The sequence below is a fragment of the Priestia sp. YIM B13551 genome (assembly GCF_042787905.1).
Classification (GTDB): Bacteria; Bacillota; Bacilli; order Bacillales; family Bacillaceae_H; genus Priestia.
Map to the genome: position 1 here is coordinate 38,602 of NZ_JBHZOX010000008.1, position 23,212 is coordinate 61,813.

General features: G+C 38.4%; 26 protein-coding genes. 11 read left to right on the top strand and 15 right to left on the bottom strand.

Features of this window, described 5'->3' with window-relative positions:
- Positions 1-136 precede the first annotated feature (136 nt).
- Positions 137-1,390, bottom strand: a complete 1,254-nt coding sequence (locus tag ACFX4N_RS25845; RefSeq protein ID WP_192101064.1) for an ABC transporter permease — start codon at positions 1,388-1,390, stop codon at positions 137-139.
- Positions 1,383-2,282, bottom strand: a complete 900-nt coding sequence (locus tag ACFX4N_RS25850; RefSeq protein WP_029320779.1) for an ABC transporter ATP-binding protein — start codon at positions 2,280-2,282, stop codon at positions 1,383-1,385. The genes ACFX4N_RS25845 and ACFX4N_RS25850 overlap by 8 nt, the downstream gene beginning before the upstream one ends.
- A 141-nt stretch (positions 2,283-2,423) precedes the next feature.
- Here ACFX4N_RS25850 and ACFX4N_RS25855 point away from each other — a divergent pair, with 141 nt between their 5' ends.
- Entirely contained in the window at positions 2,424-2,609 is a 186-nt protein-coding gene (locus ACFX4N_RS25855) for a YhzD family protein (protein WP_192101063.1), read from the top strand.
- A gap of 40 nt (positions 2,610-2,649) precedes the next feature.
- On the opposite strand, the gene ACFX4N_RS25860 is transcribed toward ACFX4N_RS25855, so the two are convergent.
- The 7 genes from ACFX4N_RS25860 to ACFX4N_RS25890 form a co-directional block, all read right to left on the bottom strand.
- Positions 2,650-2,922 carry an HU family DNA-binding protein gene (locus tag ACFX4N_RS25860; protein WP_013055305.1) on the bottom strand — a complete coding sequence of 91 codons (273 nt, stop codon included), beginning with the start codon at positions 2,920-2,922 and terminating at the stop codon, positions 2,650-2,652.
- A 112-nt stretch (positions 2,923-3,034) separates the two neighbouring features.
- Positions 3,035-3,838 carry an enoyl-CoA hydratase gene (locus ACFX4N_RS25865; protein WP_057274991.1) on the bottom strand — a complete coding sequence of 268 codons (804 nt, stop codon included), beginning with the start codon at positions 3,836-3,838 and terminating at the stop codon, positions 3,035-3,037.
- A 5-nt stretch (positions 3,839-3,843) separates the two neighbouring features.
- A complete protein-coding gene (locus ACFX4N_RS25870) occupies positions 3,844-5,457 on the bottom strand; it encodes a long-chain fatty acid--CoA ligase (RefSeq protein ID WP_377263295.1) in 1,614 nt (537 codons plus the stop codon).
- A gap of 115 nt (positions 5,458-5,572) precedes the next feature.
- The gene (locus ACFX4N_RS25875) at positions 5,573-7,075 is read right to left on the bottom strand and encodes a coproporphyrinogen III oxidase (protein WP_170943847.1); all 1,503 of its coding nucleotides are present in this window, start codon (positions 7,073-7,075) and stop codon (positions 5,573-5,575) included.
- Positions 7,076-7,205: 130 nt separating this feature from the next.
- Positions 7,206-7,364, bottom strand: coding sequence for a hypothetical protein (locus tag ACFX4N_RS25880; RefSeq protein ID WP_013055301.1), 159 nt, complete (start codon positions 7,362-7,364; stop codon positions 7,206-7,208).
- 150 nt (positions 7,365-7,514) lie between these two features.
- Positions 7,515-8,393 carry a Cof-type HAD-IIB family hydrolase gene (locus tag ACFX4N_RS25885; protein ID WP_013055300.1) on the bottom strand — a complete coding sequence of 293 codons (879 nt, stop codon included), beginning with the start codon at positions 8,391-8,393 and terminating at the stop codon, positions 7,515-7,517.
- A gap of 180 nt (positions 8,394-8,573) precedes the next feature.
- A complete protein-coding gene (locus tag ACFX4N_RS25890; protein ID WP_013055299.1) occupies positions 8,574-8,924 on the bottom strand; it encodes a YlbF/YmcA family competence regulator in 351 nt (116 codons plus the stop codon).
- Between the two features lie 187 nt (positions 8,925-9,111).
- On the opposite strand from ACFX4N_RS25890, the gene ACFX4N_RS25895 reads away from it, so the two are divergent.
- From ACFX4N_RS25895 to ACFX4N_RS25925, 7 genes are all read left to right on the top strand, one after another.
- Entirely contained in the window at positions 9,112-10,458 is a 1,347-nt protein-coding gene (locus ACFX4N_RS25895) for a YheC/YheD family endospore coat-associated protein (protein ID WP_057274988.1), read from the top strand.
- Positions 10,455-11,534 carry a YheC/YheD family endospore coat-associated protein gene (locus ACFX4N_RS25900; protein WP_057274987.1) on the top strand — a complete coding sequence of 360 codons (1,080 nt, stop codon included), beginning with the start codon at positions 10,455-10,457 and terminating at the stop codon, positions 11,532-11,534. The genes ACFX4N_RS25895 and ACFX4N_RS25900 overlap by 4 nt, the downstream gene beginning before the upstream one ends.
- 4 nt (positions 11,535-11,538) lie before the next feature.
- The gene (locus ACFX4N_RS25905) at positions 11,539-12,888 is read left to right on the top strand and encodes a YheC/YheD family endospore coat-associated protein (protein ID WP_057274986.1); all 1,350 of its coding nucleotides are present in this window, start codon (positions 11,539-11,541) and stop codon (positions 12,886-12,888) included.
- Complete coding sequence (locus tag ACFX4N_RS25910; RefSeq protein WP_057274985.1) at positions 12,885-14,045, top strand: YheC/YheD family endospore coat-associated protein; 1,161 nt, start codon at positions 12,885-12,887, stop codon at positions 14,043-14,045. Before ACFX4N_RS25905 ends, ACFX4N_RS25910 begins: the two co-directional genes overlap by 4 nt.
- A 66-nt stretch (positions 14,046-14,111) precedes the next feature.
- Complete coding sequence (locus ACFX4N_RS25915; RefSeq protein WP_013055294.1) at positions 14,112-14,321, top strand: YheE family protein; 210 nt, start codon at positions 14,112-14,114, stop codon at positions 14,319-14,321.
- A gap of 29 nt (positions 14,322-14,350) precedes the next feature.
- Entirely contained in the window at positions 14,351-15,253 is a 903-nt protein-coding gene (locus ACFX4N_RS25920; protein ID WP_057274984.1) for a PucR family transcriptional regulator, read from the top strand.
- A 139-nt stretch (positions 15,254-15,392) separates the two neighbouring features.
- On the top strand, positions 15,393-16,502 hold the full coding sequence (locus tag ACFX4N_RS25925) for an ABC transporter ATP-binding protein (RefSeq protein ID WP_013055292.1): 1,110 nt from the start codon (positions 15,393-15,395) through the stop codon (positions 16,500-16,502).
- Positions 16,503-16,526: 24 nt separating this feature from the next.
- On the opposite strand, the gene ACFX4N_RS25930 is transcribed toward ACFX4N_RS25925, so the two are convergent.
- A complete protein-coding gene (locus ACFX4N_RS25930) occupies positions 16,527-16,691 on the bottom strand; it encodes a hypothetical protein (protein WP_013055291.1) in 165 nt (54 codons plus the stop codon).
- A 371-nt stretch (positions 16,692-17,062) separates the two neighbouring features.
- On the opposite strand from ACFX4N_RS25930, the gene ACFX4N_RS25935 reads away from it, so the two are divergent.
- Positions 17,063-17,281 (top strand): alpha/beta-type small acid-soluble spore protein, encoded by a 219-nt coding sequence (locus tag ACFX4N_RS25935; protein WP_013055290.1) that lies wholly within the window; start codon positions 17,063-17,065, stop codon positions 17,279-17,281.
- A 65-nt stretch (positions 17,282-17,346) separates the two neighbouring features.
- Here the strand turns inward: ACFX4N_RS25935 and ACFX4N_RS25940 are convergent, their stop codons facing one another.
- Positions 17,347-18,612 (bottom strand): hemolysin family protein, encoded by a 1,266-nt coding sequence (locus ACFX4N_RS25940; RefSeq protein ID WP_057274983.1) that lies wholly within the window; start codon positions 18,610-18,612, stop codon positions 17,347-17,349.
- A 184-nt stretch (positions 18,613-18,796) separates the two neighbouring features.
- Here ACFX4N_RS25940 and ACFX4N_RS25945 point away from each other — a divergent pair, with 184 nt between their 5' ends.
- Entirely contained in the window at positions 18,797-19,417 is a 621-nt protein-coding gene (locus ACFX4N_RS25945) for an NAD(P)-dependent oxidoreductase (protein WP_192101062.1), read from the top strand.
- 38 nt (positions 19,418-19,455) lie between these two features.
- Here the strand turns inward: ACFX4N_RS25945 and ACFX4N_RS25950 are convergent, their stop codons facing one another.
- Positions 19,456-19,653 carry a hypothetical protein gene (locus ACFX4N_RS25950; RefSeq protein WP_029320754.1) on the bottom strand — a complete coding sequence of 66 codons (198 nt, stop codon included), beginning with the start codon at positions 19,651-19,653 and terminating at the stop codon, positions 19,456-19,458.
- A gap of 181 nt (positions 19,654-19,834) precedes the next feature.
- On the opposite strand from ACFX4N_RS25950, the gene gpmA reads away from it, so the two are divergent.
- Positions 19,835-20,560 carry a 2,3-diphosphoglycerate-dependent phosphoglycerate mutase gene (gene gpmA, locus ACFX4N_RS25955; RefSeq protein WP_050689456.1) on the top strand — a complete coding sequence of 242 codons (726 nt, stop codon included), beginning with the start codon at positions 19,835-19,837 and terminating at the stop codon, positions 20,558-20,560.
- 31 nt (positions 20,561-20,591) lie between these two features.
- On the opposite strand, the gene thiD is transcribed toward gpmA, so the two are convergent.
- The 3 genes from thiD to ACFX4N_RS25970 are packed head-to-tail and all read right to left on the bottom strand — an operon-like array spanning position 20,592 to position 23,207.
- Complete coding sequence (gene thiD / locus ACFX4N_RS25960; protein ID WP_057274981.1) at positions 20,592-21,401, bottom strand: bifunctional hydroxymethylpyrimidine kinase/phosphomethylpyrimidine kinase; 810 nt, start codon at positions 21,399-21,401, stop codon at positions 20,592-20,594.
- 22 nt (positions 21,402-21,423) lie between these two features.
- Positions 21,424-22,443: a thiazole biosynthesis adenylyltransferase ThiF gene (locus ACFX4N_RS25965; protein ID WP_013055284.1), complete on the bottom strand. Its 1,020-nt coding sequence runs from the start codon at positions 22,441-22,443 to the stop codon at positions 21,424-21,426.
- Positions 22,440-23,207 (bottom strand): thiazole synthase, encoded by a 768-nt coding sequence (locus ACFX4N_RS25970; protein ID WP_013055283.1) that lies wholly within the window; start codon positions 23,205-23,207, stop codon positions 22,440-22,442. Before ACFX4N_RS25970 ends, ACFX4N_RS25965 begins: the two co-directional genes overlap by 4 nt.
- Between the last annotated feature and the right edge of the window lie 5 nt (positions 23,208-23,212).

Sequence of the window (23,212 nt, forward strand, 5' to 3'; positions counted from 1 at the left end):
GCAGCCACATATATGAAAACTATGGTCACCATAGCAATAAAAAAATCCGAACGAGTTGGATTCTCCATCAAGAATCTAGGTTGTTCGTTCGGATCTTCCTTCAACTAAACTACTTTTGTCTCAGCCTCTCACTTCTTTATGTTTCTTTTTTCGTTAGCTGCAGCGCCTTTTTAATATCTTTAAAAGAGGTAGATTGCCCATACATAAGGACTCCTCCCTTATACACACGGGCACCAAATATAGCTAAAGCAGTAATCGTCACAACTAAAATCCCTATCGATACACCCACTTCCCATACAGGAACATTTAACATACCTACACGCAAAAACATAATCATCGGAGCAAAAAACGGGATAAAAGATGTGACCGTAATGATTGTGGTTTCAGGATCACCAAGTCCAAACATAGCAATTAAAAAAGCGGCCACAATCACAAGGGTCATAGGCGTAATCATTTGCTGTACATCTTCAATACGGCTCACAAGAGAACCTAAAAAAGCCGCGAGCGTAGCAAAAAGGAAGTACCCCAATATGAAAAAGACAAATGCATACACGAATGTAGTCAGCGGAACATCATTAAATCCGAGATAAGAAAAGATACCGTTATGATTTGTTTCCACACTGGCTTTTAACGATGTGTAGCCCACGCTCAGTATCACTGCAAGCTGCGTTAAGCTGAGCAGTGCAATTCCAATGATTTTAGCAAACATTTGTGTAATAGGTGATACGCTCGATACAAGGATCTCCATAACGCGGGATGATTTTTCAGTAGCTACTTCCATCGCAATCATGCTCCCATACATGATAACGGCAAAATAAATAACAAACAGCAGCACATACACAAGACCTCTTGCTTGATTTAGCTCTTGTTCTGTTTTGGCATTTTCAACTAACGCTTTCTTTTTAAATGAAACAGGGCTGTAAAGCTGATCAATTTGCTTTTCTTCTAAACCGATTTTTACTGTAGCCATAGCCACTTTTGTTTGCTGTACCGCCTGTTCTAAGGTAGAAGAAAGGTTTGATTCGGCCAAAGAGTTAGCTTTGTACACAGCTTGAGGCAGCTGCTTATCGTTTAAAGATAAAAGTAAATAGCTATCGAGCTCCCCGCTTTCTACCGCTTGTTTTGCCTTAGACTCAGACGTAAATTCTTTTAAATGAATGTCTTTATCCATGACATTTACATTTTGTTTGAACAAAGTATATACGCTTTCCACGTCATAGATGACACCCACATTTGTTCCATTATCGTCTGAATTAAAAACGTCGATAATTTTCTCCATATTTGTAAGAGCAACTAGAATAAGAGCAGTAATAATCGTCGTAATAATAAAAGATTTTGTTTTTAATTTATTAAGATATGTATGAAAGACAATGACCCAAAATTTATTCATAGGAAGCACCTACCTTTTCAATGAAAATATCATTTAATGAAGGCTCTTCCACTGCGAATTTAGATACAAATGAAAAGTGTTTAAGTTCTTGAAAAATGAGTTGTGATACGGATTCATGTTGAATTTGAACAATCATGCCTTCAACCGTTTTTTTTACCTTTACAACGCCTTCAAGCTCTGTAATTCTCTCAAACGGACCTTTTCCGTGTACAATGACGTTTTTCTTTCCAAATGAACGTTTGATCTCCGGGAGCCTTCCATACACTACAGGCGTGCCATGATGCATAATACATAAATATTCACAAAGTTCTTCCACATGTTCCATTCGATGACTTGAAAAAACAATCGTCGTTCCGCGTTTTTTCAAATCAAGCACCGCTTCTTTTAATACCTCTACGTTTACAGGATCTAAGCCGCTAAAAGGTTCGTCTAAAATAAGCAGCTCGGGTCGATGAATAACGGAGGCAATAAATTGAATTTTTTGCTGATTCCCTTTGGATAGCTCTTCTACTTTTTTGGAAGCATATTGAGGAATATTAAATCGAGACAACCAGTGTTCCATTTCTTGCAGCACGTTCGCTTTTTTCATTCCGCGCAACCGTCCAAGATATACGAGCTGATCTTTGACTTTTAATTTCGGATACAGTCCCCTTTCTTCTGGAAGGTAGCCAACTAGATGACTTCTACTGTAAGTTAAAGATTTATCATTCCATTGGATGTGACCTGAGGTTGGTTCAATGAGCCCTAAAATCATTCGAAACGTCGTCGTTTTGCCAGCACCGTTTGCACCTAAAAAACCAAACACTTCACCTTTTGGAATTTGCAAGGATAGCTCGTTTACAGCTGTAAATTCACCGTACCTTTTTGAAACTTCACGGATAGAAAGAGACATTTAATTCCTCCTTTGTAAATAAACCTATGTTTATTGTATGGAAAAAAATGATATCTGTAAACCTTAGCAGGATTTAGAGGAATAGGACGAGAAATATGTTGAATACGCTTACAATTATACTATAAGAGGAGAGTAGATTTTATGAGTACTTACACATTAACCGCTTTTGAAAAGACTGGAGAAAAATTAATAGATGAAAGTTTTGAAGCAGCTTCTGAGACAGAAGCAAAGACTATCGGCACCAAGAAGTTAGAAGAGCTTTCCTATTTAGAAAAAACATATCGATGCGTTAGCTCTAGCGGAAAACTTGTATTGTTTCATCGTTAATACAAAACGCCGGAAAGTTTTAGCTTTCCGGCGTTTTATATTACTTTACAGCTTCTTTTAGTTCTTTACCAGCTTTAAATGCCGGTACTTTTGATGCTGGAATTTGCATTTCTTCACCCGTTTGAGGGTTACGGCCTGTACGAGCAGCACGCTCGCGTACTTCAAATGTACCGAAGCCGATTAACTGAATTTTTTCACCTTCACCTAGCGTTGATGAAATTGTTTCTAGTAATGCATCAACTGCTTTAGATGCATCTGCTTTTGTTAACTCTGATTTTGTTGCCACTGCGTTTACTAAATCTGTTTTGTTCATTTCCAATCACCTCATTAGTTTCTACATTATCTTGTGTTACCACTGTTTTGCAACTTTTAAACATGCTCTATCAATATGATAGACAAAAATATTGGCTTTTAAACTAGTTCACTTAATTTTCGGAAATATCTTTTTCACTTTGATTAAAAACAGGCGCTCGCTTTTCCAGAAACGCACGTACACCTTCCTTATGATCCGAACTTTGGCTCATAGCAAACTGACTTCTTTTCTCAAGCGCAAGCACTTGCTTTAATTGTGAAACAGATGTCTCCACATAAATTCGCTTTGTTTCCTTCAAAGCACGTGAAGGTTTTTTTAGCCAATATGAGAGATAGTCTTCTACATGCTTCGCCAAATCTCCTTCTTTTATTTCATCAATTATGCCAAATTGATGAGCTTCCTCTGCTTTTAATGTCTTTCCTTCCCAAATTAGCTGTTTTGCACGATGAGCACCGATGCGCTTTTCTAGTAAAAAGTGACCGCCTCCGTCTGGAATTAGAGCAATGCCGATAAAGTTCATGGCAATTTTTGTGTGTCTTTCTGCAATAATATAATCAGAAGCAAGCGCGATGCTCAGCCCTAGCCCTGCTGCCGCACCGTGCAGTACACTTATCGTCATTTGAGGGAGGCTGTATAAAGTCAGCACGGCTTCATTAATCAAATCCATTACCTGCTCAAAACGTTTTGATTGTGAAGGTGACATCATCATATTAATATCTCCGCCTGCTGAAAATACTTTTCCGTTTCCTTTTACTATTAAAAAGTCGGCTTCACTTTCTTCGACAACTTTTAAACATTGAATAAACTGCTCTAGCACTTCTTCGTTTAATGCATTTAACGCATCCGGCCTGTTAAACGAAATTGTGGCGATACGCTCTTGCAAAACTAGTTCTACTACTTTTAATTCGACGGTCATCTTACTCACCCTTTCTGATAATGATTGAGGACTTGTTCACGAAGCGTACGTTTTAAGAACTTTCCTACCGTTGTCTTCGGGATCTCATCCATAAATAAAATGTCATCTGGAAGCCACCATTTCGCGAACTGCGGCGCTAAAAATTCCAGCAGCTCTTCTGACGAAACGATGCCTTTGTATGCATCTTTTAACACGACACAAGCAACTGGACGCTCTTGCCACATCTTATGAGGGACTGCTATGACACAGGCTTCGAAAACAGCTTCATGGGCAATAAGCGCGTTTTCTAGATCAACCGATGAAATCCATTCTCCTCCGCTTTTAATTAAATCTTTTGTTCGGTCTACGATTTTGATCGTTCCCTCTTCGTCAACCGTCACAATATCTCCGGTATACAGCCAGCCGTCTTTAAACGTATCTTCTGTTCTTTTATCCTTGTAATATTCAGAAGCTACCCATGGGCCCTTTAGTAATAGCTCACCCATTTCCACTCCATCCCAAGCAATTTCTCCATTTTGACCTATTACTTTCATTTCAACGCCAGGAACTAAGAAACCTTGCTTCGCTTTTACGTTGAGCTGATACTCAAAGTCTTCGCTGTACTGATAGCTTTTTAAACGGGAGACGGTCACCACAGGGCTTGTTTCCGTCATTCCGTATGCATGCATAAATTCAATTTGATATTTTTCCTGAAATTCTCGAATGACGCTTTTTGGAGCCGCTGATCCGCCACATAAAATAGCTCGCAAACTATCGACTGCGTAAGGCCTTTTTTCTATCTCTTGTAAAAAGTTTAACCAAACGGTAGGTACTGCTGCAGCCAGAGTTACTTTCTCTTGTTCAATCAGAGAAGCAATCGTCTCTGAAGTACAAAAAGCACCCGGCAGCACGAGCTTTGTTCCAAACCAAACGGCAGCAAAAGGAATTCCCCATGCGTTCACGTGAAACATTGGAACGATAGGCATAGCGGTATCTGCTTCTGATAATCCAGCACTATCAGCAAGCCCTAGCGCCATACAGTGCAGATAAATAGCTCGATGAGAATATACAACGCCCTTTGGCTCTCCTGTAGTAGCAGAGGTATAACAAAGGCCTGCTGGTTCTTCTTCGTTTAAATCTTGAACAAAGGAATGCGATGCATGCCCTTGCTGAATCCAATTTTCGTAATGATAAACTGGCAAGTCTGTTTCTGGCAGCTTATCTTCATCTGACATAATGATATAGGCTTCAACATGTGGAAGCTTTTGATGAATGCTTTCGAATAAAGGTAAAAAGCATTCATCAAGTAAAATGACTTTATCGCGTGCATGGTTAATGATGTATACAATTTGCTCAGAATCTAACCGGATATTAATTGTGTGAAGAACAGCGCCTATTCCCGGCACAGCAAAATAAGCTTCTAGATGTTTATGATGATTCCATGCAAACGTTCCGACTCTTTCTCCTCGCTTCACTCCAATTCGTTCTAGCATACTAGAGAGCTGCCGAGTCCGTTTTATTAACTGATTATAAGTTAAACGCTGAATTCCTTTTGAAGATTTAGAAACCACTTCTTTTTTACCAAACAGCTTTTCAGCTCTTTCCATCATAGATGTTACGGTTAACTGTACATTCATCATTAAGCGGCACCTCGCATCGCCATAATAAGAAAACGCTTACAACTTTTTTATATATTCAACAGATTCCGACATTTCCCTGCTGAAAATAAAAAAAGATCACTAAAAAGTGACCTTTTTATTTCCTAAACAATTCATCTAAAATCTTGAGTTTCTCTTGGGTGTAGTGCTCGAATCCATCGTTGTACGATTTTGGGTCTTTTGGATTCGCAAACCTTGTAATAATGCCTGTTTCTGGATGCACGAACTTACTGGATGCCCCGCATCCCAGACCAATAATCGTCTGCTTTTCTTCCATGATCATAATATTGTACAGGCTCTCTTGACCAGGGAATGAATATCCAACGTTCTCTAAATTACCTAAAATATTTTTTTGGCGATATAAATAATAAGGTTCATACCCTTGTTCTTGAGTCCACTCAGTCGCTAAATCCATCATTTTACCAATTTCATAGCGATCTGCCACTTTGTATTTCCGTTTATTTTGAGTCATTTCAGACGCGCGTTTAAACGATAGCGTATGAACAGTTAAAGATTCAGGAAGCAATTTTTTAGATTCGTCTAGCGTATGCTGAAATTCTTCTACACCTTCATTTGGAAGACCAATAATTAAATCCATGTTAATGTTATTCATCCCCATTTTTCGAGAAAGATGAAATTTATCAATAGTTTCTTCAACCGTATGATGACGTCCAATAGCTTTTAAGGTTTCTTGAATATAAGACTGCGGATTTACACTAATCCGGTCAATATTCCATTTGTTCAAAACAGCTAGCTTTTCTTCCGTAATCGTATCGGGTCTTCCTGCTTCTACCGTAATTTCACGGATATTTTGTACATCCGGGAACGATTCATACATCTCTTCATACAGCATATCCATTTCTTCAGCGGTAATGCTCGTTGGTGTGCCTCCGCCATAATAGACGGTTGTAATCTTGACGTTATTGTCTTTTAGCCATTTTCCTACTTCACGCATCTCATAATGCAAGCCGCCTAAAAATGACGTAACGGATCCTTGACGTCCGTTAATCGCATAGGCTGGGAATGTACAGTATGCACACTTCGTCGGACAAAACGGAATGCCTATATAAATGCTTACCTCGTTCTTTAACTCATGTAAATCGGGAATAGCTGCTAGTTGACGATCCACAATATGCTGCATTAAATTAATTTTGTCATCGGTGATTAAATATTCTTCCTTTAGCTCACGATGCGCTTGTTCTTTACTTTTGCCTGACTGCAGTTTCATATGAAGCAGCTTCGTCGGACGTATACCAGTTAAAATACCCCATTTTTGAACAATGCTTGTATACTCCTGTAGTACAGATAAGTAGACGCGAAGCACCACATTTTTTATTTGCTTAAATTTTTCTTTTTCTGTTTCATACGGCGTAAACGATTTAGCAAGCTCTTCTGTAAACACCTTGTCCGTTTCAGCGTCATGCAGCACTGCTTTCGCATAAATTTCTTCATGAACTTTTAGCTCTACTTCGACCTTCAGCTGAGCTTCGTTATCATCCTCAAAGGAGACGTTGCTTTCTTCAAAAAACAAATCTGAAATTCGGTGAAGCGGACGTAAAAAACGCTCATCTTCTATACCTTTTATATAAATGTTCAATATAATCACCTTTCAAATCAATTCTATCTAAGTAATCAGTTTACAAAACCTACGTATGTCCGGTCAAGGTGCTCAGCTCAAGGGAATGCGCAGACAGGAAACAAACGGAAAAAGAGATTGAGCCATAACTACATTAATTCAATCTAAAGACGAACAAATGAGACACATGAGCTGAACCGCTTGTTACACTTTGTTGATTTCCGTGCAAGGTTTTGCTTTCCGCGAGCGGCCGATGAGCCTTCTCGTCGCTTGCGCTTTTCCCGCAGAAGCCTTCGCCTTGCCCTCCAATCAACAGCTAGAAGCACCTACATATATGAAACCTACGTTCACCCTACCAATAAAAAAACCCGAACGAATTGGATTCTCTATCAAGAATCTCGATTCATCGTTCGGATCTTCCTTCGGCTAAACTGCTTTTGTCCTAGCCACTTTTTTCCTTTATTTATTTTAAACGAAAGCTGTCAATTTGATGAAGATAACCAAGGCGCTGCTGCTTTCTAAATAATTCTTTCACCATATAGGCTACACCATTTTCATTATTAGAACGAGTAACCCAATCCGCAAGCATTTTTAATTCTGTTGGTGAATTGCCCATGGCCACACCCATTCCTGCATGTTCAATCGTTTCTAAATCATCATAGCAATTTCCAATTGCTACTACGTCTTCCATTGGTATTCCTAGACGATTTGCTACATAACGAACGCCGGCAGCTTTTGTGGCTCCTTTTGGCGTAATATAACATCTATTTTCATTTGGATACGAAAACCATTCAATATCCGGAACTGCACTAGCAATTGTTTGCTCGGCGTATTCTTTTTCTCTACGATCTGCAAAATACACTTCTATTTTTGGCGTAGAAACAGGTTCATCACGAAGCGTATCTCCTAATGAATCTACGAACTGCACGGGATAAAAGAGCGGTTCTCCCGTTTTTAACACGCTTTTAGCTACAATATTATTGGGAAGCTTTACACGATTTCCAATTGAAAACCTTTCATGTAAAATGCGGACATGACAATTAAAATTTTCAAAAAGCTGAATGAGATTAAATGTTTTTTCCTCGCTAATTCTCTTATCTAGTATCGGTTTGTCTATCGATGTTCCGATAAAGGCACCGCTATGAGTAATTAGCATTGCTGGATGAACTTTAAGTGACCGAGCAATTTTTTTAGCAGACGGAAAATGCCTGTTTGTTACTAACGTAACGTAAACCCCTTTATTTTTCACGAATTGAATTGCGTCTTTCGTTTCTTTTGTAACGCGCCCTTGGCTATTTAAAATGGTTCCATCAATATTCAACGCTAGCAATCGATAAGCCATATGAGAACCCCTTCTTTCATAGATGTCTAATCCGTTAGGATACGGTTATAAATGACCTTTTCATGATAGTCGGCATGTGTAGCCTTGTTACTAAGCTTATGAGCAGAACAGCACAATTAGAAGGAATTTCCGCATAAAAAAAAGAGGAAAAGATTTCTCTTTTCCTCTATCCTCTATCTCTTATTCAGCCGCACCGTAAAGTTCTTCAAGTGGCTTCATGATAATTTTGTTTAATTCACCAATTACCATGCTCATACGTTGCTCAGCTTCCATTAGCTTCGCGATATTTTGATCTTGTTGAACGATTGCAACTGTTTGTTGAGCTTGCTGAACTTCTTCTTCAGTGATTTCTTGGCCCATCATTTGCTTTTGTTGCAGCTCCATTTGCATTGTACGGAAACGCTCAAATAATTGTTTTGAACCTTGATCAGCGTTTACTGCTGCATATAAGTTTTTTAAGTTTGTGTAATCGTCGCTTTGACGAATTGCTTTTTCTAAATCATTTGCTACATCATGTAAGTTTACAGACACGTTAAGTTCCTCCTAATTAAGTTCTATAATTTCTTGACTTCCCTAACTATAACAAATTATTATATAAAATTCAGCTTAAGACCTTTATTTTCTCAGAAAACGATAAATTCTCTTCACAGATTGGGCTAATTCCTCATAGTATATATCAGCATTCGCCTACTAAAGGAAAGAAAAAGAGGATTCGTTTATGAATACTTTTACCATTTCTCTAAAACCACTAGAGAACCATATGAGCAGCGACATTTACATTAGTTCTGCTCTGTTCTCCCGTGTGAAGTGCAAGCACGAGTTTACGTTAACAGTAGGCTCCATCACGAAAGAAGTCAAAGCCACCGTTTTTCAGCATCGAGAATGCTGTTTCATGATGTCAGAAGCTCTATTTACAGACTTTCGCTTTCCCTATGAAACGCATCAGCTGAGAGGCATTTATGAAGAGAACACGTTTAGGTTGGGACCCGTAATTAGCATCGTAACAGAAGTTCGAGAAGATGAAGAACTCTTTGGCTCCATTTCTGTATTTTGTAAGGAATTTGTTCAAGCTTGCAAGGAGTTAGGGTGTTTTTGCTATGTGAGCAAATTAAGCGACGTGAAGTCATTATCCCCTAAAGGATATGTTTATCGCGCTGATCGATGGGTTTATTCAGACGTTCCCTTTCCTGGAATCGTACACAATCGGATTCATGCCAGGAAAACGGAGCAAACCGCTGATTTTCAAACCTTTAAAACATTTTTAAAAGAACATGACGTTCCTTTCTTTAACGCACGCTACTTAAATAAATGGACGGTTTTTCAACAGCTTAAAGACGTCGTACACTTGCTTCCATATTTGCCAAAAACGTATCAGCTTCGTTCACGTCAAGATCTTCTTGACGCTTTGGAACTTCATGACGATGTTTTTTTGAAGCCTGTTCATGGTAGCCAAGGAAAAAACATTTTTAAAATTTCCAAAAAAGAGAAATATATTTTAGACTATACAACGTTTACGCAGACGTATGAAAAAGAATATGAATCTCTTTATGACTTATTTGAAACGCTTTATAGTCAATTAAAAAGGCAAGGATTCCTCATCCAAGAAGGAATTTCACTGCAGACATACAAACAGTGCCCTTTTGATTTCCGCATTCTCTGTCATAAAAAAGACGACTTGACGTGGAAAATCACGTCCATTGTCACACGTGTATCAAAACCCGGCAATTTCGTCTCAAATCTTGCCCGTGGAGGAGATATTCATCCTCCTCAGCAAGTGTTAACTCAGCTCTATGATTCAAAAACTACGCGCCATATCCTTTCACTTTTAAAAGAGATTGCGATTGAAATTTGCACGCAGCTTTCTCATCCGTCTGAACTTTATGCAGAATTCGGTATTGATTTAGCGATTGATCAAGAAGGAAAGCCTTGGATTATTGAAGTAAATGTCAAACCTTCCAAACAATCCGATTCAAGCGCTTTCTCCGTCCGTCCATCAACAAAAGCACTGCTTGATTATTGTCTGCATGCAACGAATTTTCAATTTCCCAAGGAGGATTTACGATGATTTCATTAGGCTTTTTAACGATTCACCCACAGCAAGAAGTGGAGTACGTGACCGAAATTGCTAAACATGCTTCTGAGTTTTCGATTGAAATATACCGTTTTACTCCTTTTAACATTCATCCTAACACCGAAAATATTGAAGGCTTCCGCTACGATTTACAACAAAAGAAATGGATAGAAGATTCCTTCTTACTTCCTTCGTTTATTTACGATCGCTGCTTTTATCGAAAAGACTCTCTGTCTAAAAAGGCTCGCCCTATTGTAAACTGGCTTAAACAGCGGGAAGATGTTACATTTTTAGGCCATGGATTACCCAATAAGCTAGATGTCTATGAAGTAATTAAAAAAGATAGCTATTTATCTTCATATATTCCTCCTACCACTCCAATCGAAAGTGTAGAGCAACTTGTTCAGCTGCTTCGAACAAACGATAGCCTAATGATTAAACCTGCCAACGGCTCACAAGGTAAAGGGATTGTGAAATTAAGACAGCGCGGACGTGAAATTGAAGCTTCTTATCAACAAAATGACATTGTAAACACCATTCTATTTTCCTCTTTTCAGGAGTTTAAGAACTGGTTTACGAAAACGACCCGTGATGTACTGTATATTGCTCAGCCCCATATTTCATTTTTCCCTTATGAACGCACTCCTTTTGATATAAGACTGCTATTACAAAAAGGAAACGATGGTGCTTGGAAAGAAATTGGAAGAGGAATTAGACAAGGTGAACGGGACTCCATCGTAACAAATGTAAGTTCAGGAGCATCTATTGTACCCTTTGAGAACTTGCTGCCTCGCATCCCTCGCGTTCATCGTCAATATGTAATGGATGAAATCAACACCATTTGTAAAACGATTCCGTCCGTACTGGAAAATCACTTTCCTTCTCTTTTTGAATTAGGTATTGATTTATGTATCTCGAGAGACTTCAGCATCTGGATTCTAGATTTAAATTCGAAACCGGGAAGAAAAATAGTAATGGAGACAGCACCTGAACAAAAAGAAGTCATGTATAAAAATGTCCTGTCTTACTGCGTCTATTTAGCTAACACACTATCGTATCGTAAGGAGTAATGCTATGAAAAAAACTCTTACTCGCCTTGTTGTAGTAGAGCAGCTAGGCTGCGATCTTTCTGTTCCTGCATCTCTTTACAAAGACTCCTTGAAACAAGCAGCTTTTGGAACAATGACAGCTCCATGCCTTATACAATCTTCAGAACGTGAAGAAATTCAGATTTCAGCTGAGCTAATGACAAAACTTCAAATTCCTTTCGCCCATATGATGCAACCTATTATTGTGAATGAGACCATTCACTTAGGACCTTTAATCGGTGTGCTATCCGCTGGTTTTACTGGTTCTCTGCTGCGGCCAATTGGAAAGCGTTCCCTTCACTTAGCTAAACTTCTTTCTACTGCAAGTATAACAGGGGGACTGCCTTTTATTTTTGGAACTCATCATATCAACTGGGAAACCGGGACCATAAACGGCTATTTTTATGAAGAAAGCGGCTGGACACAGCATGAAATCCCGCTTCCTAACGTTGTATATAATCGTTTGCCAAATCGAAAAACAGAGGGGTTAGCTTCTTTTAAGTTCATTAAAGAAAAGATGATGACTGATTACGGCATTCCATTTTTTAATCCTGATTTTTTCAACAAGTGGGAAATTCATGAGCTTTTAAAACTGAACGAGCAGACAGCCTATTTGTTACCTTACACAGTTGAAAGTCCTTCGTGTGAGCAAATAAAAAAACTTCTGCTTCTTCATCAAACCGTTTATTTAAAACCGAAAAACGGAAGCTTAGGCCGCGGCATTTATACCCTATCTTTTAAGGATTCCATGTACACGCTGACTTACAAAGGAGAAAAAGGTCTTCATGTTCAAGAAAAAGAAACCTTAGAGGATCTATTATCAGAATTTGAATATTTACTTACTAATCCCTCCTACATTGCTCAGCAAGGTATTTCATTAATCAAAAAAGAAAAGCGCTGTGTAGACTTTCGCGTGCATACGAATAAAGACGGGAATAACCAATGGGTGCTTACTGCTTTAGCTGCTAAAGTAGCCGGTCCCAACAGCATCACTACGCATCTTGATTACGGCGGAGAAATTGAAGCTACAGCCAAAATATTCACCAACCCTTCTTACAAGAAAGAAATTGAAAATAAGCTAAAAGATGCCGCTATCTCAATTAGTCATGTGCTTGAACAGGAGTTGAACGGATTAATTGGAGAGCTTGGATTCGATTTTGGAGTGGATTATCAAGGAAATGTATGGCTGTTTGAAGCTAACTCTAAGCCCGGTCGCTCTATTTTTTCACACCCTGCCTTACGAAAAGCAGATCAACAAACTAGAAAACTTTCTCTAGAATATGCGATTTACTTATCTGGATACTATCTAAATACACCTGAAGGCATCAGCATATGATTACAATTTACTATCACAAAGAAAAGCAGCAGTGGTTTCATCATAACCCTTCAGCATCTTACACATGGGGAGTTCAAGAAATTGAACTTCCCTTTACTCAAAACATTTCTTCTACTCAAGCTTTTCTTCGTTTAAAAGGAGAAAAAGTCGGTCCTATTGTGGGAGTTTTAACGAACAAAGCTGTTTTGGAAAAACTGAATGTAAAACAGCGCCCTTTATTAGAACTCTTACATCATACCCTGCAAGAAAAAGGCGGGCTTCTTGCTTTATTCGCTGAAGAAACAATGTCTCATCACTTCTTTGAAGGGTATTGCTTTGACGGTGCAAAAAAGCAGTGGATCAAAACAACTTTACCGCTGCCAAACGTTATATATAATCGTTATCCAGGAAGAAAATCAGAAATCAAGAAGCTGACATCTTTACATCAAAAAATTAAAGGCAAGCACATCCCATTTTTTAATTCCGCTTTTTTTTCAAAATGGAAAGTATATCAATTATTTTCAAAGGATCCACTACTATCTTCTCACCTTCCTAAAACCTATCGTTTAACACCAGAAATTGATATTGCTAAGCTTCTGCAAAAACACTCTTCCCTTTACTTTAAGCCTATTAACAGCAGTAAAGGTGCTGGAATTTTTCGATTATCTTCCCATAAGCATACGATTATTTACCAAGATCATAAACGCAAAGAAGAATTTTCTTCTTTAAAAGCAATTGACCTTCCCAGGTCTGCTTATCTCATTCAAGAAGCGATTGAGACGCAACCATTCAAAGACAGGCGCTATGACTTACGTATTTTAGCGCATCACAAAGATAGCCGATATGTTATTAGCGGCGTCGGTATTCGACATAGTCCCTATCAATCCATTACAACACATACTTTAAACGGCGGAAGCATTTCACCTTTTCAAGATCTTGAAGATGAAGTAGATACTTCCTTTCTTTCGTCTTTTGTAAATACGTGCGGGCAAGTCCTTCAAAAGTCCTTCCCTCTAGTTGAAGAATTTTCTCTTGATATGGCAAAGTCAGCTCAAGGGCAGTATTATTTGTTTGAAGTGAATGCAAAACCGATGATTTTTGATGAAACAGATATTCAAACGCAAGGTGCTAAACACATATGCAACATATTTTACAAATTAACAAAATTTTTAGATTAAATGATTTTTCATCTCCTTTTCTCATGGTAAGCTTATAATAACTAATTGAGAAAGGAGATTTTCTTTATGGTTTCACACTTTCAGGTTAAACCACTGTATCAAAATAATCGAATGCCAGGCTGGCACATCTCGTTTTATATGAATCGGGTTTATTATGAGGCTGATTATTTAAAAGATGGACAAATTGTATGGAAAACTGCGCTTTCTAATCAAATAGATGAAACACAATTAATTGATTATATTCATGAGCTTATGCTTTTTCACGTTTATGAATAGTAAGCTTTCACCGAAGGGAACGAGCACAGATGAAACAGCTGCACACACTATTTGGGGATAAAATGATTAAGGCTAAAATCCCTTCTCAATTTGAACGTTACAAATGGTTTTCATGTGATGAAGGCTTCATTGGAATTGAACACACGGCTTTATCTCAAAAAGAGCAGGCGTTACTTTCTGCTTTTTTAACTCCTTATGATGAGAAAGTTTCTTTACTGACGCCAGAGCAATTGTATTGGTCAAACCTGTTATTTGAAGCACCTGAAAAAGTCATTCACTCTCATCATACGCACCATTCTTTTCGCTTCACCCAGTTTTTAATTAAACGTTTGTTTGAACAAAAAATAGAGTTTGAAAATGCGCTTCATGCCTTGTATTCTACCTCTGTTACTGTGCTGTGGATTGATAAACAATCAGGTATCGTTATCGAAACCTTTGATGATCCTAATGACTTAACTGAAAATTTATCAGATTCTATCGAGGTGCTATGTCATGATTTTGAAACTTCGATTCAGTTCTTTGAAGGACAAATTCACTTTTTTCCGTCTTCACCGCGATTAATTTTTGAGCGTGAAAAGAAATGGTTTTATCAAATTAAGCATACAGTCGAACAAAACCATGTTATCCATTTTACCGACGTTTTACCCCATTTGGTTCTGCAAGAGTCTTCAGAGGCAATCCAAAATCATATGATACATTTACTTGACTTAGTAAAAGATGATGGAGATCTTTTAGAAACGATTAAAGTTTATTTAGAATGTAATTTAAACGTATCTCTTGCTGCTAAGAAATTGTACATGCATCGCAACAGCTTGCAGTATAGAATTGAGAAGTTTATTGATCGCACACACCTTGATATCAAACACTTCACAGGAGCTGTGTCTGCTTACTTAGCCATTCTTGCTTTAAAAAATTCGCAAGATGGAAAATAAAATGAAAGGGTTTTCGTAAATAATGCACGAAAACTCTTTCTTTTTTTTGTGCATGTTTCCCATTTACCGTTTCATTAAAAAAAATTACACTAGAATTAAGAAAACGGTTTCATAGAGTACATACAAGGGGGAAATGGAAATGGCTGAATTACGTTTAGAACATATTTATAAAATGTATGATAAAGATGTGACGGCGGTAAAAGATTTTAACCTTCACATTCAAGATAAAGAATTTATTGTATTTGTTGGGCCTTCCGGCTGCGGGAAATCGACAACGCTTCGTATGGTTGCAGGGCTAGAGGAAATTTCCAAAGGTGATTTTTATATTGACAGCAAGCGTGTAAATGACGTTGCTCCAAAAGATCGCGATATTGCAATGGTATTCCAAAACTACGCATTGTATCCGCATATGAGCGTATATGACAACATGGCTTTTGGCTTAAAACTTCGTAAATTACCAAAAGATGAAATCGACCGCCGCGTAAAAGATGCCGCTCGTATTTTAGGACTTGAGCAATACTTAGAGCGCAAACCAAAGGCATTATCCGGCGGACAGCGTCAGCGTGTAGCTCTAGGTCGTGCAATCGTTCGTGATGCTAAAGTCTTCTTAATGGACGAACCTTTATCAAACTTAGACGCGAAATTACGTGTGCAAATGCGCTCTGAAATTGCGAAGCTTCACCAGCGTTTGGGTACAACGACAATTTACGTAACGCATGACCAAACCGAAGCAATGACAATGGCTTCTCGTTTAGTTGTTATGAAAGATGGGATTATCCAGCAGGTTGGTACACCAAAAGAAGTATATGAAAAACCTGAAAATGTATTTGTAGGCGGGTTTATTGGTTCTCCTGCTATGAACTTCTTAACCGGAACGTTAAAAGACGGAAAGGTTCAAGTAGGCGATTCTCTTCTTGCAGTTCCGGAAGGTAAAATGAAAATACTGCGCGAGCAAGGATATTTAAACAAACAAATTATTTTAGGCATCCGTCCTGAAGATTTCCATGATGAGCCTGTATTTATTGAATCTTCACCTGGCACAAAAGTTACAATCAAAGTCGATGTATCCGAGTTAATGGGAGCTGAAACCATGCTTTATTCTAAACTTGGCGGACAAGATTTTGTAGCACGCGTAGATTCAAGAACAGATATTAAACCGCTTCAGTCTCTAGACTTAGCATTAGATATGAACAAAGCGCATTTCTTTGATGCAGAATCTGAACAGCGCATCCGTGCTGAACACGAATAAAAAAAGACCCCTAGGGGTCTTTTTTTATTCCTGTATTTGCTTCAATTCTTCACTGTGACAAGTAGAGCAGTAAAAGAGATGAATACATTGGTGATTTGCTAAATCACTAGGATAACCATTTTCTACTTTTAACTGATCGATTTCCATGTAAGCACTGTAATCATCAAAATAATCGCTGACTTTTCCCATATCTCCCAGCACTCCTCCACATGTTTTGCACGTCATTTGTACATCACTAAACCCATTACATAAGGAACAAATCGACATCCGCACACCTCGCTTTACCTGATCAATATGTACCTATAATATGCACGGAATAAAACTCTCTTACTCTTTATCAAACTCCACACAAAAATTTCTATAAATTACCAATAAATTTCTATGTATATGTTTTTTTTCCTTTCGCCATAATACTAGTAACAACCGAGCACAACAGCTCGCAAACATTGAGTTACGCCGCGGTAGGCAAGCAGATCTAATCGATGCATCTGCTCGGCTGGTTCAACTCCAGCTAACTCAACCATTACAATCTATTTTATCTAACGAGGAGATGAATACACATGGCAAATTATCAAAACGCATCAAACAGAAATTCATCAAACAAGTTAGTAGCGCCTGGTGCTCAAGCTGCTATCGATCAAATGAAGTTCGAAATCGCTAGTGAGTTTGGTGTAAACTTAGGACCAGATGCAACAGCTCGTGCGAACGGATCTGTTGGTGGCGAAATCACAAAACGTTTAGTACAATTAGCTGAGCAAAACCTAGGCGGCAAGTACTAATATTAACTAATTTCATATTATGGCTTTAGCGCTCCAAGATTTCTTGGAGCGCTTTCTAGTTTCTTTTAATCAGCTTCCTCGTTCTTATTCGCAAATGATTTTACGGAAACTTTGCGAATACGTCGATTTTCTACTTCCTTAATGGTAAACAATATCTCTTCATATGAGAAAAAGTCTCCTTTAGCAGGAATATGATCAAACTGCTCATATATCCATCCCCCTAAGGTATGGCACGTACTGTCAGGAGAACTAACCGCTATATAGGTTAAAAATTCATCAATAGGGATGTCGGCGTTAAATTCGTACTCCTTTTCTCCTATCCGGTGTACATACTTAACAGCTTCATCATGTTCATCCCAAATCTCTCCTACAATTTCTTCTAATATATCCTCTAAGGTCACAAGACCGGCCGTTCCCCCAAACTCATCAACTACAATTGCCATGTGAACCTTACTTTTTTGGAGCTCTGGCAATAGAACAGATATTTTCATGGATTCTACTACAAAAATAGGTTGTCTCAACAAATCACGAATAGAAATCTTTTTTCTTTGGACTAAACAGGTTAAAAATTCTCTTTCTGATAAAATGCCAATAATATTATCAATATGATCTTCATATACAGGCACTCTCGAATATCTCTCTTCAAGAAACATTTGACAAACCGAATCAATATCGGCATTTACGTCAACTGCTGTGACATCTATTCTAGGTTTTAAAATTTGCCCCACCACAATGTCATTAAAATTGAGTGAACGATGAACTAGCTCTTTTTCAATATTATTAATCGTTCCTTCTTCTTCGCTTAAATCTACCATGACTTTAATTTCATCTTCTGTAATCGTTGGTGTAGGAGCAGACGCTACCAAGTGAGAAGTTCCTTTTTTTACCTGTAAAAATAAGAAGGAAATCGGGGTTAACAATTTAATAATAATAAATAACAAGGAAGAAATCATCAGCGCAAAAGATTCGGCATGCTCTTTAGCTAACGATTTTGGCAAGACTTCACCAAAAATCAAAATGATGATGGTCATAACGATGATACTAATCACAAGTGCTAGGTTTCCTTTAAACATATCGAGGGCAATTTTAGCTGCCAAAGAGGACGCAGCAATGTTTACGACAATATTTCCTACTAAAATTGTCGATAGCGTCTGCTCAAAGTGTTCAGCAATATGCAGCGCTTTTTTACTTCCCCGATATTTTTTCTCAGCGTAATGTTTTAAACGAATTTTATTTACGCTTGAAAAGGCTGTCTCAGCAGATGAAAAGAAAGCTGATAACATAAGCAAAACGACTAATATCATCATTTGATTCAGAGGCAAGTCTCCCAAAAGACATTCACTCTCCTATTTTTTGATTTTTCTGTCTTTTTATCATATCAAATTTTTTTGTTGTTGAATATTTCATTCATCAACTTTGTATTACTTTATGCTACGCATGCTTTTTATTATGAATAAGTATACAGATTGTATATCCTAAAGAATAGATACTATCTTTTATAGAGGGGTGTAGCCAATGAAAATTTTACTATTAGGCTCTACAGGGCGAGTTGGACAGTCTTTATTAAAAATGATGCTAAAAGATGAAAACGACGTTACTGTACTTGTTAGAGACCGCACTAAGCTACAGGTTAGTCATCCAAACCTACATATCTTACAAGGCGATGTACTTCATCAAGAAAATACCAACTTTGCCCTCAAGCACCAAGATATCGTAGTCAGCGCGTTAAATACAGATGGTGCAGAGACGATTTCAAAAAGTATGCCGCTTATTATAAACAGCATGAAGTATTACGGCGTTCATCGTATTCTTACTATTGGAACTGCAGGCATCTTACAATCACGAACAGAACCAGAAAAGTATCGTTTTCAATCAAATGAATCAAAGCGTAAAACGACCAGAGCAGCAGAAGATCATTTAAAAGGATACTTACACTTGAAGGAAAGTGATCTAAACTGGACGGTTATATGCCCAACATACTTGCCTGAGGGTGAAATAACAGGCACGTATCGAGTGGAAAAAGATATTTTACCAGCTGATGCCGTTAAAATTTCAACGGGAGATACCGCTCACTTTACCTACCATGAGATATGGGCTCAAAAATTTTCCAAATGCCGCGTTGGAATTGCTTATTGAAAAATCAGGAGAACTTTTCGTTTTCAAAACGAGAAGTTCTACATCCAGAAAATACCAATTATAGCTAATCCACCTAGAACAAAACCTCCTATTTGACCAACGAGAGCCGGTGTCAAAACAGGCTTTCCTTTTTCTTTCTCTAATGTGCTAATATCAAGCTTCATCTGATACATTTCTTCTTTTAAATCTTCAATCTGGCTGTGCAACGCTTGAATCTGACGTTCTTGGTCACTCATCGACTATCTTCCCTTCCCTTTTTTATTTTTATCATATGCGTAAAAAAGTTAAAGCTTTACTTTTCAGCATCACTTTTTCTAAATGATAAAAACTCCTTTCCCCGGCTTTAGGATAAAAAACTCTTTCCTTCTCATAATAAAAAAGAATAGAGTCCTTAGTCACTGTTGAAAGGAGAACACGATGATAAAACTTGTGTTGATTCGGCACGGACAAAGCGTGTGGAATCTGGAAAATAAATTTACAGGCTGGACGGATGTAGATCTTTCTAAAAATGGATTGCAAGAAGCGCGAGAAGCTGGAAAAGTGCTAAAGAAAAACGAATATACTTTTGATATTGCCTATACTTCTGTTTTAAAACGATCCATTCGCACTCTATGGATTGTCTTACATCAAATGGACTTCATGTGGATTCCCGTATACAAATCTTGGAGGTTGAATGAACGGCACTACGGAGCTCTTCAAGGTTTAAACAAAGAAGAAACCGCAAAAAAATTTGGAGAAGAGCAAGTACATTTGTGGAGAAGGTCGATGAACGAACGCCCTCCTGCTTTAAAGACAACAGATATTCGCTATGAAGCTTCCAACCCTAAGTATAAGGAATTAGCTAAGGGACAATTTCCTGTAACGGAAAACTTAGCCGATACAGAAAAGCGGGTTCTAGAATATTGGAACGAAACTATTGCTCCTTCTATTAAAGCTGGCAAAAAGGTTATTATTTCCGCTCACGGTAATACGATTAGAGCTCTGATGCAGTATTTGGATAACATTTCGCCTGATGGCATTGCGAACTTGAATATTCCCACAAGCGTGCCGCTTGTTTATGAGCTTGATGATAATTTAAAGCCCCTTAGACATTATTATTTAGGCATCGATGGAGAGATTCCTACACATATTCCTTCTTCATAAAAAACGTGCCTAGATTGTAGGCACGTTTTTTTTATATGTTTGAACGAAAGTATTTTCTATACGCCCAGTGATTAGTAGGACCGTGTCCGGAACCAATTTCAAGCGTATGCTTAATCGCATAGTGAACAAAATCCGAAGCGGTTTGAACTGCTTCAACCACGCTTTTACCTTTCGCTAATTCAGCCGTGACGCAAGCAGCAAACGTGCATCCCGTTCCGTGTGTATGCTTTGTATTCATCTTTTCATGCGTGATTTCAACGTACTTATGACCATCATACACTATATCAATCATATCTTGATGAGATTGATCATGTCCGCCTTTAATTACCACGTGCTTTACACCTAGCTCATGCATCTGTTTTGCCGCTTCTTTTCGGTCTTCAATCGTGTGAATTTCTTTACCCGTGATGACTTCCGCCTCCGGTATGTTCGGCGTAATGACTTCACAAAGAGGCAATAATTCTTTTAGAGCCTGTACAGCTTCTCTTTGAAGAAGAGACTGACCGCCTTTTGCAATCATAACGGGATCAACTACAACATTTTGCAGTCCGTACTGTTTGATTTTACGAGCCACTGCGTAAATAATATCAGCACTGAACAACATACCTGTCTTCACTGCATTAGGAAATAAGTCAGTGGCAATTGAATCTAACTGCGTTTCAACTGCTTCTACTGCTAAAGGATAAACTCCTTGAACGCCAACTGTATTTTGTGCAGTCACAGCTGTAATAACAGACATGCCAAAAACGTCACGCTCTTGAAATGTTTTTAAATCTGCTTGAATGCCTGCTCCTCCACTGCTGTCTGATCCAGCAATGGTTAATGCTTTTGGTACTGTCATGCCTGAAACCTCCATCTCTTTCTTACCCAATATACCGATGATAAAGTGACTTTGCTTCTACTATATCGTTTGTTCCATGGACAAAGACGCGCCCATCTTGAAACATCACTAAACGGTAATCATCTACATAAAAAGAAAGCAGATACGGATTTTGTTCAATTTTATATCCTTTTTCTTTTAATCGTTCACCTAAAGACTGCAGCGGCTGCTTGGCTGATTTGCCCGGACGGATTTGTACCGTGTTTCTTCCGCATAGCACAGCTGTTTTCGTTTGATTTTCATATTGTAAAAAGGGATACGTTTGTTCACTGCCGCATGAGCGGCAAGCAGATTTGCGAAACACGTTCACATTGATGCTCGTATACTCATTTTTCCATACGTCAAACGAAACAAGTTCCCTCCTGAGCGCATTCCAGTCTCCGACTAATATTTTTAACACTTCTGTTACTTGATGAGCGACTACCATTTGTACAGCAGGACTAATAATCCCCACTGTATCACATGTTAACCCTCCAAGCGGTACAGATTCAAGCAAACAGGATAAACACGGTGTTTCACTTGGTATGATAGTATAACTAATTCCATAACTTCCTACACATGCTCCGTAAATCCAAGGAATATCATATTTTTGTGATAAATCATTCATTACAAGGCGTGTGTCAAAATTATCGGTTGCATCAATCATAACATCTACCCCCTCAACAAGCTGTTCTAAAACTTGAGGGGTACCGTCTGCTACGTGCGCTTCTACTTTTACATCATGATTAATATCGTGAAGCCGTTTTTTAGCGGCAATTGCTTTTGGAATTCTTTTATCAGCATCTTTTTCACTATACAATTGCTGCCGCTGAAGGTTGCTCCACTCTACATAGTCCCGGTCAATGAGCGTTATTTTCTTTACCCCCGCTCGCGCAAGGGCCTCGGCGTTCCCTGTTCCAAGAGCGCCTGCTCCTACAATCAGAACATGCTTTTCTTGAATTTGCTGCTGTCCGCCTTTTCCAATAGGTTGAAACAATTCTTGGCGGGAATAACGATTAATCAACCGATACTCATCCCTTCTGTTGGACTGCTTGCCGTTGCATATTGTTTCTTTTCAATACGTCCTGCTTCAAATGCTGCTCGTCCTGCTTCAATCGCTAGCTTCATAGCACGAGCCATTTTCACAGGATCTTTTGCTCCTGAAACAGCTGTATTTAATAACACACCATCTGCTCCTAGCTCCATAGCTTGAGCTGCGTCTGAAGCCGTTCCAATACCTGCATCTACAATTACTGGAACAGTTGATTGTTCAATGATAAAACGCATGTTCAACGGATTAATAATACCTTGACCTGAACCGATAGGCGAAGCTCCTGGCATAATGGCATGTACGCCTAACTCCTCTAAACGACGCGCAAGTAAAACATCATCTGATGTGTAAGGTAAAACGGTAAAGCCTTCTTTTAACAGTTCTTCACTGGCTTTTAATGTTTCAACTGGATCAGGAAGCAGCGTTTTATCACATCCAATTACTTCTACTTTCACCATGTCACAAAGTCCAGAAGCCTTTGCTAATTTAGCAATACGTACGGCCTCTTCTGCATTTTTTGCTCCAGCAGTGTTAGGCAAAAGAGTGAAACGCTTCACATCAAGCGCTTCTAATAAATTAGGCTGATTTTGATCAAAAATATCCATTCGTCTCACAGCAAATGTTAAAATTTCTGTTTCTGACTCTTCTACCGCTTGACGCTGAGTCGTAAAGTCCGGAAATTTCCCTGTTCCTAATAGTAAACGTGAATTAAATGTATATTGTCCAATTTTTAACATACTCT

Coding starts and splice junctions, on each gene's coding strand:
- thiD (WP_057274981.1), bottom strand. CDS start 21,401: ATGACAGTACCAAAAGCATTAACCATTGCTGGATCAGACAGCAGTGGA.
- ACFX4N_RS25860 (WP_013055305.1), bottom strand. CDS start 2,922: ATGAACAAAACAGATTTAGTAAACGCAGTGGCAACAAAATCAGAGTTA.
- ACFX4N_RS25945 (WP_192101062.1), top strand. CDS start 18,797: ATGAAAATTTTACTATTAGGCTCTACAGGGCGAGTTGGACAGTCTTTA.
- ACFX4N_RS25905 (WP_057274986.1), top strand. CDS start 11,539: ATGAAAAAAACTCTTACTCGCCTTGTTGTAGTAGAGCAGCTAGGCTGC.
- ACFX4N_RS25870 (WP_377263295.1), bottom strand. CDS start 5,457: ATGATGAATGTACAGTTAACCGTAACATCTATGATGGAAAGAGCTGAA.
- ACFX4N_RS25970 (WP_013055283.1), bottom strand. CDS start 23,207: ATGTTAAAAATTGGACAATATACATTTAATTCACGTTTACTATTAGGA.
- ACFX4N_RS25900 (WP_057274987.1), top strand. CDS start 10,455: ATGATTTCATTAGGCTTTTTAACGATTCACCCACAGCAAGAAGTGGAG.
- ACFX4N_RS25895 (WP_057274988.1), top strand. CDS start 9,112: ATGAATACTTTTACCATTTCTCTAAAACCACTAGAGAACCATATGAGC.
- ACFX4N_RS25925 (WP_013055292.1), top strand. CDS start 15,393: ATGGCTGAATTACGTTTAGAACATATTTATAAAATGTATGATAAAGAT.
- ACFX4N_RS25865 (WP_057274991.1), bottom strand. CDS start 3,838: ATGACCGTCGAATTAAAAGTAGTAGAACTAGTTTTGCAAGAGCGTATC.
- ACFX4N_RS25930 (WP_013055291.1), bottom strand. CDS start 16,691: ATGGGAAAAGTCAGCGATTATTTTGATGATTACAGTGCTTACATGGAA.
- gpmA (WP_050689456.1), top strand. CDS start 19,835: ATGATAAAACTTGTGTTGATTCGGCACGGACAAAGCGTGTGGAATCTG.
- ACFX4N_RS25850 (WP_029320779.1), bottom strand. CDS start 2,282: ATGTCTCTTTCTATCCGTGAAGTTTCAAAAAGGTACGGTGAATTTACA.
- ACFX4N_RS25915 (WP_013055294.1), top strand. CDS start 14,112: ATGGTTTCACACTTTCAGGTTAAACCACTGTATCAAAATAATCGAATG.
- ACFX4N_RS25935 (WP_013055290.1), top strand. CDS start 17,063: ATGGCAAATTATCAAAACGCATCAAACAGAAATTCATCAAACAAGTTA.
- ACFX4N_RS25885 (WP_013055300.1), bottom strand. CDS start 8,393: ATGGCTTATCGATTGCTAGCGTTGAATATTGATGGAACCATTTTAAAT.
- ACFX4N_RS25910 (WP_057274985.1), top strand. CDS start 12,885: ATGATTACAATTTACTATCACAAAGAAAAGCAGCAGTGGTTTCATCAT.
- ACFX4N_RS25950 (WP_029320754.1), bottom strand. CDS start 19,653: ATGAGTGACCAAGAACGTCAGATTCAAGCGTTGCACAGCCAGATTGAA.
- ACFX4N_RS25845 (WP_192101064.1), bottom strand. CDS start 1,390: ATGAATAAATTTTGGGTCATTGTCTTTCATACATATCTTAATAAATTA.
- ACFX4N_RS25855 (WP_192101063.1), top strand. CDS start 2,424: ATGAGTACTTACACATTAACCGCTTTTGAAAAGACTGGAGAAAAATTA.
- ACFX4N_RS25920 (WP_057274984.1), top strand. CDS start 14,351: ATGAAACAGCTGCACACACTATTTGGGGATAAAATGATTAAGGCTAAA.